The following is a 13,923-nucleotide window of genomic DNA, read 5'->3' on the forward strand; positions in this document are numbered from 1 at the left end:
CGCCCGGAGCCCTCCGGTCCTTCCGGACCCTCCAGGTGCTCCGGCTCTCCCGCACCGCCCGCGTGCCCGGGCCCGGCACCCCGGAGGCCTCGCGGTCCGGCCTCCAGGCTCCCGCCGAGCAGTTCGGCGCGCTCCCTCATCCCCAGCAGACCGTACCCGGAGCCGGACGCCCCCAGCCCGGCCGGGCCCGCCCCCTTCCCGCCGGAGTCCCGTACGTCCAGCGTCACCTCGTCAGGACCGTACGTGAGCACCATCCGCACACGCGCCCCCGGCGCGTGTTTCCGTACGTTGGTGAGCGCCTCCTGCGCCACCCTCCGTACCGTCTGCGAGGCCTCCGCCGGCAGCGGCCTGGGTGTCCCCTCGACCACGGCCTCGGCACCGTCCACCGCGGCCAGCTCCCGCAGGTACTCGCCGAGCGGGGGCATCTCCCCGCGCAGCGCGGAGAGCGCCTGGCGGGTCTCGGCGAGCCCTTCGCGCGCCATGGAGCGCGCGGCCACCACCCGCTCCAGCATCTGGTCGCGGAACGCTCCCGGAGGCTCCTTCTCGATCCGCAGCCTGGCGGCCTCCAGGTGCACGAGCTGCGCGGAGAGGCTGTGTGCGAGGACGTCATGGATGTCGCGCGCGATCCTGGCCCGCTCGGCGAGGGCGGCCGACTCGGCCTCTGCGGCACGGGCGGCCCGCTCCTGGGCCAGCAGCCGCTGGGCGCTGCCGCGCGCCTCCGCGTCGAGCCGCAGCACATAGCCGCCGAGGAGCAGCCCAGCGGTGGTGATCGCCGCGCCCGGCCAGGACTCGTGGTTGACCGCGGTGTACCCGCCGAGGGCGGCGAAGGTGACGGGCAGAGCGGCGGCGAGCGGCAGCCGTTCCATGGCGGAGACGCCGCAGCCGCACCAGATCACGACCGCGGGAGCCTCGAACCCGGCCTGGTGCGAGGCGATGGCCCCGCCCATCAGCAGGACCAGCAGGCCGACCGACGGCCAGAGCTGATGCCGCAGGGTGGTGCGGAAGAAGGCCCAGGCACAGCCCACAGCGGTGAGCACGCCCGCCACGACCGCCGGCACCGTCCAGCCGTCCACATCGCGGCGGCCGAGGATCGCCCACAGCAGGCCCACCAGGGCGACGGTCCGTATCGTACGGGCCAGCCAGCGCCGGGCCTCAGTACGGCCCTGCCGGGAGAGGGCCTCCCGGGAGGGCCAGTTCGTCCAGACGTCGGCTGTCACACACGGTCCTTCCAGGGCTCGGTTCCCGCCGCGGCGGCGTCCGGGCCGTCACCGTACGGCGGACGGGCGGTACGCGCCCGCATCACCAGCATGCCCCTGCGGACCAGTACGGAGGCGGCGAGCGCGAGGAGCAGCGCTCCGGTCCCCTGGTGGACGTCGGCCAGTGCGCCGATGCCCACCAGGCCGACCCGCAGCGCGATCCCGCCGATCCACACCGCGATCGTGGCCTTGGTGCCCCGGCTCCAGAATGTGCCGTCCTGGCCGGTCCACAGCGTGCTGGTCCTGGCCCAGCCGACGCCCATCGCCAGGCCGACCAGCAGCTCGGCTCCGAGCAGCAGCACCGACAGCGACCGGTGGTGCTGGTCGAGGAGACCGGGCTCACGCAGCGCGACGACCACCAGGACGACCGGCAGGACCAGCCAGCGCCGCCCGTCGGCGGTGACCCGCTGCGGCCTGAGCTGGCGTGCGGCGATCAGTGCGACAGCGGCGATGATCACCAGGACATTGACAAGCGCGGACATGGAGTGCCTCCGGGGACGGGGAAGGCCGACATGGCAGGTCGGCGCCGTCGACAGTACGGAGAAAGCCCAGGCCGGAGCATCGGCGTACAGGTTGATCAGAGGTGGAGCCGTGGTCTCCACCCTGGGGTGGAGACCACGGCTCCGGACAGCACGTCAGGCGTCGATGCGCGAGCGGTCCAGCGTCGCCGCCGAGCTGGTGATGAACTCCTTGCGGGGCGCCACCTCATTGCCCATCAGCAGATCGAAGATCTGCTCGGACGACTCCAGGTCCCCGATGTTGATCCGCCGCAGCGTGCGGTGGCGCGGGTCCATCGTGGTCTCCGCGAGCTGGTCGGCGTCCATCTCGCCCAGGCCCTTGTAGCGCTGGATGGAGTCCTTGAACCGGATGTTCTTGCGCTGGTACTCCAGCAGCGTCTGGCGCAGCTCGTTGTCCGAGTACGTGTACACGTACTTGTCCTGGCCGCGCTTGGGCTGCACCAGCTCGATCCGGTGCAGCGGCGGTACGGCGGCGAAGACCCGGCCCGCCTCCACCATGGGCCGCATATAGCGCTGGAAGAGCGTGAGCAGCAGACAGCGGATATGGGCGCCGTCGACATCGGCGTCGACCAGCAGCACGATCTTGCCGTAGCGGGCCGCGTCGATATCGAACGTACGACCGGAGCCCGCTCCTATGACCTGGATGATCGCCCCGCACTCGGCGTTCTTGAGCATGTCCGAAACCGATGACTTCTGGACATTGAGGATCTTGCCGCGGATCGGCAGCAGCGCCTGGAACTCGCTGTTCCTGGCGAGCTTGGCCGTACCGAGCGCGGAGTCCCCCTCCACGATGAACAGCTCGCTGCGGTCCACGTCGTCACTGCGGCAGTCGGCGAGCTTGGCCGGCAGCGAGGAGGTCTCCAGCGCGGTCTTCCTGCGCTGCGCCTCCTTGTGCTGACGGGCCGCGATCCTCGTACGGGCCGCGGCCACGGCCTTCTCCAGCACGGCCCTGGCCTGCGCCTTGGCATCGCGCTTCGTGGAGGTCAGGAACTCCTTCAGCTCCTTGGCGACGACATTGGAGACGATCCGGTTGGCCGCCGACGTGCCGAGGACCTCCTTGGTCTGGCCCTCGAACTGCGGCTCCGCGAGCCGCACCGTGACCACGGCGGTCAGGCCCTCCAGGGCGTCGTCCTTGACGATGTCGTCCTCGGCGACGCGCAGCATCTTGGCCGAGCGCAGCGCCTCGTTGACCGTCCGGGTCAGGGAGCGCTCGAATCCGCTCACATGGGTGCCCCCCTTGGGCGTCGCGATGATGTTGACGAACGACCTGACCGTGGTCTCGTATCCGGTGCCCCAGCGCAGGGCGATGTCGACGCCCAGCTCGCGGGTGACCTCGGTGGGCGTCATGTGCCCGCGGTCGTCCAGGACCGGCACGGTCTCCTTGAAGGTGCCCTGCCCGGTCAGCCGCAGCACGTCGCAGACGGCCTTGTCCTGCGCCAGATATTCGCAGAATTCGCTGATCCCGCCGTCGAAGCGGAAGGTCTCCTCGGACGGACCCCCGCCCTCGGCGCCCGCGCGCTCGTCCCTGACGACGATGGTCAGCCCGGGCACCAGGAAGGCGGTCTGGCGGGCGCGCTGGTGGAGCGTCTCCAGGGAGAGCTTGGCGTCCTTGAGGAAGATCTGCCGGTCCGCCCAGTAGCGCACACGCGTGCCCGTACGGGTCCGGGGCACCCGCTTGCCCTTGATCAGCCCGTTCGCCGGATCGAAGGGGCTGTCCGGGCCCGGCTCGGTGAAGATGCCGGGGACCCCGCGCCGGAAGCTGATCGAGTGCGTCGCGCTGTTGCGGTCCACCTCGACATCGAGCCGGGCCGAGAGCGCGTTCACCACGGAGGCGCCCACGCCGTGCAGACCGCCGGAGGCCGCGTACGAGCCGCCGCCGAACTTTCCGCCGGCGTGCAGCTTGGTCATCACGACCTCGATGCCGGACAGGCCGGTCTTGGGCTCGACATCGACCGGGATGCCCCGGCCGTTGTCCTTGACCTCGACCGAGCCGTCCTCGTGGAGGATCACCTCGATGTGGTCGCAGTACCCGCCCAGGGCCTCGTCCACGGAGTTGTCGATGATCTCCCAGAGGCAGTGCATCAGGCCACGGCTGTCGGTCGAGCCGATATACATTCCGGGGCGCTTGCGGACCGCTTCGAGCCCCTCAAGGACGAGCAGGTGCCGCGCGGTGTAGTTGGAGCCGTCACGGTCTGCGGTCAGCAGCGCAGTGGACGGCACGGACGTCTCGGCGGTCACGCGGTTCGCTCCTCGCTGAATTTGAGATGTGGCCCCGTGGGGTAAAGGCCCGGCGTCTGTCACCGGTCAGAGGGTACAGAGGCCTGGTAGAGCCGTTGTCACGCTACCCTCGCGATTTCTCATGCTAGTCCAAGGTCGTATAGGTGTTCGATCCCTCGCGAGGGTGAAGCACACATCACGTTCCCTTCCAGGCATGAACCATTTAGGCTCCGGGCACGTCCTCATCAACAACCGGCAAGCCAGCCGGTGAGGGCGCTCCCCACTGACAAGCACTGTCAAGCGAAGCGAAACCCGTAGAGCGAAGCCCAGCCAGCAATACGGCTCATTCGCCGCCAACCACCAGCAGCCGACCAGCGCGGAAAGAAGTTTTCGAGGAAAAGCCGAGAGCGGGAACGTTTTCGGCCTGGTTGGATGTTGACCCTGGTACGACAGCTCGTCGAGCTAGAGAAGAGGCGACGTGACTACTGTTCTGACCCCCGCGAGCCCGCTGACCGCGGCTGACCGCTGCGACCGCTGCGGCGCGCAGGCCTATCTGCGCGTCGTCCTGATCAGCGGTGGTGAACTGCTCTTCTGCGCCCACCATGGACGTAAGTTCGAGCCGGAACTCAAGAAGATCGCCGCGGAAATACAGGATGAGACCGACCGGCTGACGGCTGTTCCGGCCGGCGGCGGTGAAGAGGAGCGCTGACACCTCGCATCCACGACGAGCCAGGGGCCGGCGTACACCGGCCGACGGGCGGCCATCCCGGTACTGCGGGATGGCCGCCCGTTCTCTTCAGCGCGGTACGGGCGGCCATCTTCAGCGGGACGCGGGCACTCCCACCGCGGCCGCGACCGACTTGTTCCCCGTGGTGATCCTGGTGTAGACGCCGGGACTGTCCTGGCGCCCGCAGCCGCTGCCCCACGAGACCAGCCCGATAAGCCGTCCCTGGGCCACCAGCGGCCCCCCGCTGTCCCCCTGGCACGCGTCGTGCCCGCCCTGGGGATCGCCCGCACAGAGCATCGTGGCGGGGTCGTAGCGGCCCCCTGAGCCGCCCGGGTACGCCTTCTCGCAGTTCGCGTCCGACAGCACCGTCACAGGCGCCGAGCGCAGCGTACTGGCATAGTCCCCGTTCCCCGAGGTGTCGCCCCAGCCGTAGACGGCCGCGGCCGTACCGGGAGTGGCGGCGGAATCCCGCGGCTCCGCGGGCCGGATGGCATACCGCCCCGGCAGCGACCGCTCCAGGGTCAGCACGGCCAGATCCGCCGCGTTGGTCGCCTGGTCGTACCCCGGATCCACCTGTACGGACCGTACGGACACGACATGCCCGCCCCTGCCGCGCAGCCGGTCCCGCCCCGCGATGACGCTCAGGTCGCGCACCCGTCCCGGAGGCCCTCCGAGCACATCCGGGCTCATACAGTGCGCGGCCGTCAGCACTTTCGTCGGAGCCACCACCACGCCTCCGCAGAACTGGCCCGCCCGCGTACCGCCGAAACGGTCACGGCTGGACACGGCCACGGCCCAGGGGCTGTCGGCGGCCCGTACCGGCTCGCCCCCGATGACCACACTCTCGGCGGCCGCGGGCAGGGGTGAGACGAGCAGCGGCAGCGCCCCCGCCGCGATCACGGTCACTCCTCCCGTCAGCACGCGGGCAAGGGAACGGCGCATACGGGCTCCTGACTCTCCGGTGAAGGTGTATCTACCCAGAGTCAGCCCCTGACGCGCCTCCCGCACCCCGCGCGCAGAGTGAAGGCCCGGATCCCTGGAGGCATCCGGGCCTTCGAACGCGCTTCAGTGCGCCCCTGAAAGTGACCTGATCGGGACCGGGCGGATCAAGTGCCGTCCGAGCACGCCAGGCGGATCAGGCTCCAGCGGCGAACTAGTCGAGATAGTCGCGCAGAACCTGCGAACGCGACGGGTGGCGCAGCTTCGACATGGTCTTCGACTCGATCTGCCGGATCCGCTCCCGCGTCACGCCGTAGACCTTGCCGATCTCGTCCAGCGTCTTGGGCTGGCCGTCCGTGAGGCCGAAGCGCATGGAGACCACGCCCGCCTCACGCTCGGAGAGGGTGTCGAGGACCGAGTGCAGCTGCTCCTGGAGAAGCGTGAAGCTCACCGCGTCGGCCGGGACGACCGCCTCGGAGTCCTCGATCAGGTCTCCGAACTCGCTGTCGCCGTCCTCGCCCAGCGGGGTGTGCAGCGAGATCGGCTCACGGCCGTACTTCTGGACCTCGATGACCTTCTCGGGGGTCATGTCGAGTTCCTTGGCCAGCTCCTCCGGGGTGGGCTCGCGACCCAGGTCCTGAAGCATCTGGCGCTGCACACGCGCGAGCTTGTTGATGACCTCGACCATGTGCACCGGGATACGGATGGTGCGCGCCTGGTCGGCCATGGCGCGGGTGATCGCCTGCCGGATCCACCAGGTGGCGTACGTGGAGAACTTGTAGCCCTTGGTGTAGTCGAACTTCTCGACCGCGCGGATCAGACCGAGGTTGCCCTCCTGGATCAGGTCCAGGAAGAGCATGCCGCGGCCGGTGTACCGCTTGGCCAGCGAGACCACGAGCCGGAGGTTGGCCTCCAGCAGATGGTTCTTGGCGCGGCGGCCGTCCTCGGCGATGATCTCCAGCTCACGCTTGAGCTTGGGCGCGAGCTTGTCTGAGTTGGCCAGCTTGTCCTCGGCGAAGAGCCCGGCCTCGATGCGCTTGGCGAGTTCGACCTCCTGCTCGGCGTTGAGGAGCGGGACCTTGCCGATCTGCTTCAGATAGTCCTTGACCGGGTCGGCGGTGGCACCGGCGACGGCGACCTGCTGGGCCGGCGCGTCGTCCTCGTCGTCGTCGGAGAGGACGAAGCCCTTGTTCTCGCCCTCGGTCTCCTCCTCCTCGACCTTGCCGCCCTGGATCTCATCGGTCGGCTCTTCGCCGTCCGGGGCCTCGTCGGCGTCCTTCTTGCCCGTGGCCTTCTTGGCGGTCGTCTTCTTGGCGGCGGTCTTCTTGACCGTCGCCTTCTTGGCCACGGTCTTCTTCGCGGCGGTCTTCTTCGCGGGTACGGCGGCCTCGTCGGCAGCCGTGTCCACGCTCTCCACCACGGGAGCGGCGGTGGCTGCCGCGACGGTCTTCGCCGTGGCCGTCTTGGTCGCGACAGTCTTGGTGGCGGTGCGCTTGACCGGGCTCTTCGCTGCGACGCTCTTACGGGTGCGCTTGGGCGACTCCGCGGCACTGACCATCAGCGTCACACCCTCTTCCTCGAGGATCTGGTTGAGGCTGCGCAGAACATTCTTCCACTGGGTTGGCGGAATCTGGTCGGCCTCGAAGGCCCGACGCACGTCATCGCCGGCGATCTGCCCATCAGCCTTTCCCCGCTCGATGAGCGCCATCACAGACTCGGACTCGGCGATCTCCGGCGGGAGCGTACGGGATGTGCTGGCCGACACGAACAACCTCTCGGAACGATGGAAACGGCTTCCGGCCCCGCCCAGGATCGGGCCGGAGCCGACGACCGTCGGCTGGGGATGTGCCGACGGCGCGGGCTAGGACCTCAGAGGGTGAATACAGCGCCACGCACGGCGGTCGTATTCCCTCCTCGGCTGTCACCTCTTAGGTCATCGCCCTGCCTCAAGGAGTGTTACGCCCATTCCACGTGGCCCGAGTCACACCCCATTTGCGACAAAGCACACAGAAGCGGGATCTAGGGCCTCACAATCGCGTCGCCGGACCCCCCGGGTCCGGCGACACACGATGCGTACATCCCCGTACGTCCTGGTCCTGGCGGCGGTCAGTGCTCGCGCGGCGCGGGCACGACGCGCTCCACATCCGGCTGGACCGTGAGCAGTTGGCGCATGGCCGACTCCGCGGCGTGCGCGTCGCCGGAGGCGAGGGCGTCGGTGATCCGGGCGTGGTGAGCGAGCGAAGCCTCGGTGGGACGGTCGCATCCGGTGACCGGACCGCCGGAGACCTGGAGGGCGGCGGAGACGATGCCGGAGAGGTGCTCCAGCATGCGGTTGCCGGCGAGCTGGATCAGCAGGGAGTGATATTCGGCGTCCGCGCGGGCGAAGGTGATCGAGTCGCCCTGGGCCAGGGAGTGGCCCATGATCTCGACCATCTCGGCGAGCCGCTGCTGCACCTCCGTCCGTCCGTGGCCGGCGGCCAGCCGCGCGGCGAGGGGCTCGATCGTCCAGCGCAGCTCGCTCAGCTCACGGCGCTGGTCGTCGCGCTGCGGCCCGAAGGCGCGCCACTCGATGATGTCGGGGTCCAGCAGATTCCAGTCGCTCACCGGGCGGACGCGCGTACCCACATTGGGCCGGGCGCTCACGAGGCCCTTGGCCTCGAGAACGCGCAGCGACTCCCGCACCACCGTGCGGGAGACCTCGAAGCGCTGGCCGATCTCCTCCGGTACGAGCGGCCGGTCGGCGCCCAGGTCTCCGGAGACGATCATCTGGCCGAGCTGCTGGACGAGTTGGCCGTGCAGTCCGCGGCCGCGGCTGCTCGCCGTACGCCGTCCCACCCGGCCCAGATCGGTGTCGGCGCCCTCCCAGACGGGAGCTGCCGCGCGGTCGGCGCCTGGCGCCTCCGCGAAGGGGTAGCGGTCGAGTTCACCCGGGTCGGCGAGGCCCGGCTCGACGGAACGGGCGGCGGTCATCATGGTGTGCGCAAGGGTACTCACGCATCCTTTGTCGGCGTTGCTTCCACGAGCCTTGAGGTCTTTGGTGAAAAGCACACGAAAGGGTGATCGGCGCTCGCCCCTCGATTGACGCCTTATCGGAAAGAAGCGGGCTTTCTCAGGGGAGTTGTGAGCAGGAAGGCACGCTCCGGTCGCTCCGCGATCACCAACGGGCCCTGCGGCGAAGGCCGGTGAGCAGATACGCGCAGAGAAGGACCGACACCGACAGGACCAGCGCGGCGGCGAGCGGCCGGGCGAGGAGCCCCGCCACGGCCGTCAGCCAGTGGTCGGCGCGGGTGGGCCACTGGAGCCACGCCAGTTCACGGAGCCTGGCCGGGAGTCCGGCCGTCGAACGCGCGGACGGGCCCGCGAACGCCGTCCGCAACAGCGGTACGGCCAGGGTCGGTACGGCAACGACGACGGCCACTCCGGCGACGGTGACGCGGAAGACCCCGGCGCCGAGGAGCCCGGCCCAGGCACAGCCGACGGCCAGCCCGGCCCACCCGGCACCCAGCGCGGGCCAGTTGTCCGGTACGGGCGCGGCGGCATGGCCGTACACGAGGCGCAGCGCGGCGCCGTCGACCGCCACCACCAGGAAGGCGAGGATCAGGGCCGAGGCGGCGGTCACCGCGAGCTTGGCGAGGAGCAGGGCGAGACGGCGGGGGACGGTGCCCCGGGCGCCGGCGAGCGCGGGATAGCGGAATTCGTCGCCGAAGGTGAGCGCGCCGAGCAGTCCGGCGCCGAGCACGGCGGGCGGCAGCGGCAGGATCGCGGGCCAGGCCACCAGCAGCCTGTGCGGCGGAGTCCCGCCGGCGCGGGCGAGGAACAGGGCGAGGAGAACGGACACGAGGACGACCGCGGCCACGATCAGGGGTGTCGTACGGATCCCGAACATGCGGTGGAGTTCGTAGCGCAACGGCCTGAGCGGACTGCGGACCGGACGCGGTGACAGCGGCGGCACCGGGCGTGGCAGGGGCCCCGGGCCGTCGGACGCGGGTCCGGGCGTGGACGTGGACGTGGACGTGGAGGCGGTCGCGGAGTTGGTGACGGGGTTGGTCCGGGGAGCGGCCCGGAGTTCGGCGGGCGGGGCGATCACCGCCCGGGTCGGTGCCGTGTCCGCCTCGGAGGCCGGAGCGGGAACGGTGCCACTGCCCTGGCCCGACGCGGGCAGCGAGACCGGCCGGGGAAGCGGAATGGGCGCGAGGGCGGCTGCGAGGGCGGGATGGTGAACGGGCTCCGGTCCGGTGTCCCCGAACTCGTCGGCGAGCTGATGGACGAGGACGCCGTGGCGGAAGGCGGTCTCACCGATCTCGGGGCAGCTGCTGCCGTAGACGGTGAGCCGGCTGCCCGCCTCGGCGACCACTTCGACCGAGCGCCGCTCCGCGCGGGCCTCGCGGCTCAGCGCGTCGGCGAGGCGCGCGGCGTGCGGTGTCCTGACCGCGACGCGCGGACGCAGTCTGGTACGCGCGAACTCCGCGCCGTCCTGGTCCGCGACCAGGCGGCCGTCGTCGATGGTGACGACATGATCGGCGGTACGGGCGGCCTCCTTGGGGTCGCTGGTCGTGTAGAGAACGGTGCCGCCCCGGGCCGCATGGGCGCGGAGCAGCCCGAACAGCCAGGTGCTCTCACGCAACGAGAGACCTGCGGACGGCGCGTCGAGCAGCAGCGCGTGCGGGTCGCCCAACAGCGCGGTGGCGAGCCCGAGTCTGCGGTCCATGCCGAGCGAGAGCGTGCCGAGCCGTTCGCCGCGCAGTCCGTCGAGGCCCACGGCACCGAGGAGTTCGTCGGCGCGCGCGGCGGGGACGCCCGCCGCGGCGCCGAGCATTCTGAGCTGACCTCTGACGGTCCGTCCGGGATGGCCGGGCACAGCACCGAGGAGCACCCCGACCTCGCGCGCCGGGTGGGCGACGCGATGGAGCGGCAGGCCGCGGAAGTAGGTGATCCCACGGCCGGGTTGGAGTTCGAGCATCAGCCTGAGGGCGGTGGTCTTGCCCGCGCCGGAGGCACCGAGCAGCGCGGTGACGGAGCCGGACCGGGCCTCGAAGGTCAGATCGTCCACGGCGGAGGTGAGGTCTCGACGGGGGGTGCTGGTCAGTCCGATGGCCTGGAGCATCGCTTCTCTCGCGGGGAGGTGAGACCGCTCGGCGGCAGGGGCTAGTACCGCAGCAAGATAACTCGACATGTCCGACTTGTGACGCATGAGGCGCACCCGGGTGTCCCGGTGTCCGCGCTTCGCGTCCAACCACGCGGCTTCCACCGGAACCTGAACTGACGGCCCGTCAGGCCGACGCGTGCCCGCTCTGCCTGTTCCGTCCGTTCTGTCTGGCGTGTCGGTGCCGCCCGTACCGCAGGTCAGACCTCGGGGCGCAGCATCGGCGGATTCAGTACGGTCGCCCCGCCAGCCCGGAAGAGCTGGGCCGGCCTGCCGCCCTGCCGGGTGGTGGTCCCCCCGGACGGGACCAGGAAGCCCGGGGTGCCCGTCACTTTGCGGTGGAAGTTACGGGGATCCAGCGCCACGCCCCACACCGCCTCGTACACCCTGCGCAGCTCGCCGACGGTGAACTCGGGCGGGCAGAACGCGGTGGCGAGCGAGGAGTACTCGATCTTGGAGCGGGCCCGCTCCACCCCGTCCGCGAGGATCCGGGCGTGGTCGAAGGCGAGCTGGGCGGGCTGTTCGTCCTCGCGGGCGAAACCACCCTCCTGGTTGAGCAGCTCCGCGACGGGAGCCCAGCGCGCGCTGTTGGCATCGCCGCCGGCCCTGGGCGCGGGAAGGTCGGGCGAGAGCGCGAGATGCGCCACGCTGACCACCCGCATCCGGGGGTCCCTCCCGGGCTCCCCATAGGTCGCGAGCTGTTCGAGATGAGCCCCGTTACCGGGCTCCGGGGAGAGTGGGTCGTGTGCGCAGAGCCCGGTCTCCTCGGACAGTTCCCGTGCCGCCGCCTCGGCCAGATCCTCGTCGCCCCGGACAAAGCCGCCGGGCAGCGCCCACCGCCCCTGGAAGGGCGGCTCCCCGCGCCGTACGACCAGCGCGCAGAGCGCGTGGCGCCGGACGGTGAGCACGACCAGGTCGACGGTGACAGCGAAAGCCGGGAAGGCCGACGGGTCGTAGGGCGACATGCGATGATCATAGTCGTCTGCTTGACGATAAACACTCCTTGTGTCATTAACCCAGGGGCACTTCTTTGCCCTTTCTCCGATCTTCGAGTTCACGGACCGGCGGGACCCGCCGAGCCGTCTCACACCCCGAGCTGGAGCCCGTCGGCCGCTTCCTCGACCATGCCGAGCCCGAGCCGGCTGACCCGTACGGAGAAGGGCTCCCCCGCGACCCGCAGGCCGCTGAGCTGGACCGCTCCGAGCGGGGCGGTGCGCATCGGGTGCAGCGCGACCGTGCCACCGGGGGCGTCGGGACGGATACCGACGAGCGCGGTGAGCACATGGATCCCCGCCGCCGCGGCCACCGCGGCGGGCCGGCACGCAGCGGGATGCGGCACGGGCGCACCCCCGGCGGTCCGCTGCTCCCCCGCGTACATCTCCGGCAGCCGGTGGCCGAAAGCCTCCGCCGCGTCCAGCAGCCCGCGCAGCAGCGAGACGGCTTCCTTCTCGTGCCCGGCCGCCGCCAGACCTCCGATCGCGACGGCCGTCTCATGCACCCGCACCGCCCCGGCCCGGTGGCCGAACGGGTTGTGGCCCGGCTCCTTGGCCGCGAGTCCGCGCAGCCCCCAGCCGGTGTCGAGCGCGGGACTGCCGAGCAGCCGGGCCACCTGTTCGGTCCTGGCGCCGTCGAGGAGACCCGGGGCCGCTCTCCCCTCGCCGAGCAGCCCGGTGTCCAGGAGATGCGCGGAGTTGGCGCTCGGATGCGGAAGGAGCCGTCCGTCGGAGAGACGCGCCGCGGCCGGCCGGCCCCCCGCCCGGTCGTCGAACCAGAACGTCTCGCCGAACCGCCGCCGCAGCGCCTCCGCCCACTCCCGCCAGCCGTCGGCCCCCGGCCGGCCGCAGGCGTCCAGCAGATCCGCCCCGAGCAGGGCCGCCCGGTGTGCGTGGGCCTGGGTCTCGACGCGCTGCGGCCCGGTGGGGCCCGGCTCCCCCAGCAGATCACCGTCGTCCGAGGCGGCACGCAGCCACTGGAGACAACGCTCCGCGGCCGGGAGCAGCTCGGCCAGCTCCTTTTCGGGGAGCCCCCAACGGCGTGCCTCCGCGAGGACGACGGGAAAGGCGAGGGTCGCCTCGACGCCGGTGCAGCTCGGCGGCAGATGAGGACCGGCGTCGCGCAGCGGTCCGCGGAGCCGCCCGAAGTCCCTTCCCTGCTCCCTGAACTGCGTGCGGGCGAGGGTACGGAGCGTCGCCGCGGCCAGCCGGGTGCCGAGCGGGAGCGCCATCCGTACAGCCCAGAGCGCTTCCGCAGCGGGCGGTCCGCAGCGCCAAGGCACGCCTGCCGCGGGATGGAGGTCCGCGGGGCCGCCGGGACCCCGGAGCAGCAGCCCCCGCAGATCGCCGAGGCTCGCGGCGAACAGCGGCCGCACCCGGAGGTCGTCCCCCTCGGCCGCCGCCGCGGGCAGGGGATCGCTCCCCGTCCGGCCCGTGGGCCGCACGGGCCGGTCGGAGCGGATCCGCAGTTCGATGGTGTGGGCGGCTCCGGGCCCCAGCTCCACTTCCCAGCGCAGCAGTCCCGCCGAGGCCAGCGAGTCCTGCGGGGCCGGGGACGCGGTGACGACGGCGTACCGGCCGTCCGGCGCCGACCAGCGAAGACCCGCCGCATGGACACCTGCGGGCAGTTCGGGGCCCGCCCGGCCGGCGCCGATCGCGGCCAGCTCCGCGAGATCGGTGCCGAAGGAGATCTCCACCGGAATCCTGCGCGGCCGCCGGGCGGAGCTGTGCAGGGTGATCCGCTCGGTGCCGTCGGCGTCCCGCAGCCGCTCGACACTGATCTCCGGATCGGGCCCGGCGTCCTCGGGGGTACGGACCACCGCCCGGAACCGCGCCCGGTCGGCGGCGACGAGCCTGCCCTGCAGCGGGATCGGGTCCCGTCCCGCGATCCGCAGCCGGCACCGGGAGAGCAGGCGCCGGCCCGACTGGTAGAAGCCCTCGATCCCCTCGCCGGTGAGCTGTCCGTGCTCGGCCGAGACCGCGAGGCAGGGCAGCGCGACGCACAGCAGAGCGTGGTGCACGACGGGCGGCCCTGCGGGCGGCGCGGCCCGCCTCCCCGCCGGCCCGGCGGGGGTGATACGCGGCGGCTCGCTGTTCGGGGAGGGGGCGGTGAGGGCCATGGGTGGTCAGT

General features: G+C 71.4%; 10 protein-coding genes. 1 reads left to right on the forward strand and 9 read right to left on the reverse strand.

Annotated features, from left to right (window positions below; all coding sequences use genetic code 11):
- From WH07_RS04275 to WH07_RS04285, 3 genes are all read right to left on the reverse strand, one after another.
- A partial coding sequence (locus WH07_RS04275) for a sensor histidine kinase (RefSeq protein WP_063775733.1) occupies nucleotides 1-1,217 on the reverse strand: 1,217 nt, incomplete at its 3' end.
- The gene (locus WH07_RS04280; RefSeq protein WP_046495550.1) at nucleotides 1,214-1,738 is read right to left on the reverse strand and encodes a DUF1453 family protein; all 525 of its coding nucleotides are present in this window, start codon (nucleotides 1,736-1,738) and stop codon (nucleotides 1,214-1,216) included. The genes WH07_RS04280 and WH07_RS04275, both read right to left, overlap by 4 nt.
- A gap of 153 nt (nucleotides 1,739-1,891) precedes the next feature.
- Entirely contained in the window at nucleotides 1,892-4,012 is a 2,121-nt protein-coding gene (locus WH07_RS04285; protein ID WP_046495430.1) for a DNA gyrase/topoisomerase IV subunit B, read from the reverse strand.
- A 457-nt stretch (nucleotides 4,013-4,469) separates the two neighbouring features.
- Here WH07_RS04285 and WH07_RS04290 point away from each other — a divergent pair, with 457 nt between their 5' ends.
- Nucleotides 4,470-4,700 (forward strand): DUF7455 domain-containing protein, encoded by a 231-nt coding sequence (locus WH07_RS04290; protein WP_046495432.1) that lies wholly within the window; start codon nucleotides 4,470-4,472, stop codon nucleotides 4,698-4,700.
- A gap of 111 nt (nucleotides 4,701-4,811) precedes the next feature.
- Here WH07_RS04290 and WH07_RS04295 read toward each other — a convergent pair whose 3' ends face one another.
- The 6 genes from WH07_RS04295 to WH07_RS04320 form a co-directional block, all read right to left on the reverse strand.
- Nucleotides 4,812-5,660, reverse strand: coding sequence for a serine protease (locus WH07_RS04295; protein WP_046495434.1), 849 nt, complete (start codon nucleotides 5,658-5,660; stop codon nucleotides 4,812-4,814).
- Between the two features lie 211 nt (nucleotides 5,661-5,871).
- Complete coding sequence (locus WH07_RS04300; protein WP_046495437.1) at nucleotides 5,872-7,422, reverse strand: RNA polymerase sigma factor; 1,551 nt, start codon at nucleotides 7,420-7,422, stop codon at nucleotides 5,872-5,874.
- 341 nt (nucleotides 7,423-7,763) lie between these two features.
- Nucleotides 7,764-8,705 (reverse strand): FadR/GntR family transcriptional regulator, encoded by a 942-nt coding sequence (locus WH07_RS04305; RefSeq protein ID WP_269801346.1) that lies wholly within the window; start codon nucleotides 8,703-8,705, stop codon nucleotides 7,764-7,766.
- Nucleotides 8,706-8,811: 106 nt separating this feature from the next.
- The gene (locus tag WH07_RS04310) at nucleotides 8,812-10,761 is read right to left on the reverse strand and encodes an ABC transporter ATP-binding protein (protein WP_046495443.1); all 1,950 of its coding nucleotides are present in this window, start codon (nucleotides 10,759-10,761) and stop codon (nucleotides 8,812-8,814) included.
- 239 nt (nucleotides 10,762-11,000) lie between these two features.
- Nucleotides 11,001-11,765, reverse strand: coding sequence for an NUDIX hydrolase (locus WH07_RS04315; RefSeq protein ID WP_046495446.1), 765 nt, complete (start codon nucleotides 11,763-11,765; stop codon nucleotides 11,001-11,003).
- A 119-nt stretch (nucleotides 11,766-11,884) separates the two neighbouring features.
- On the reverse strand, nucleotides 11,885-13,912 hold the full coding sequence (locus WH07_RS04320) for a glycogen debranching N-terminal domain-containing protein (protein WP_046495448.1): 2,028 nt from the start codon (nucleotides 13,910-13,912) through the stop codon (nucleotides 11,885-11,887).
- Nucleotides 13,913-13,923: the final 11 nt, after the last annotated feature.

This window comes from Streptomyces odonnellii (assembly GCF_000981895.1).
In the GTDB taxonomy this organism is placed as follows: domain Bacteria; phylum Actinomycetota; class Actinomycetes; order Streptomycetales; family Streptomycetaceae; genus Streptomyces; species Streptomyces odonnellii.

Coding starts and splice junctions, on each gene's coding strand:
- WH07_RS04280 (WP_046495550.1), bottom strand. CDS start 1,738: ATGTCCGCGCTTGTCAATGTCCTGGTGATCATCGCCGCTGTCGCACTG.
- WH07_RS04320 (WP_046495448.1), bottom strand. CDS start 13,912: ATGGCCCTCACCGCCCCCTCCCCGAACAGCGAGCCGCCGCGTATCACC.
- WH07_RS04315 (WP_046495446.1), bottom strand. CDS start 11,765: ATGTCGCCCTACGACCCGTCGGCCTTCCCGGCTTTCGCTGTCACCGTC.
- WH07_RS04295 (WP_046495434.1), bottom strand. CDS start 5,660: ATGCGCCGTTCCCTTGCCCGCGTGCTGACGGGAGGAGTGACCGTGATC.
- WH07_RS04310 (WP_046495443.1), bottom strand. CDS start 10,761: ATGCTCCAGGCCATCGGACTGACCAGCACCCCCCGTCGAGACCTCACC.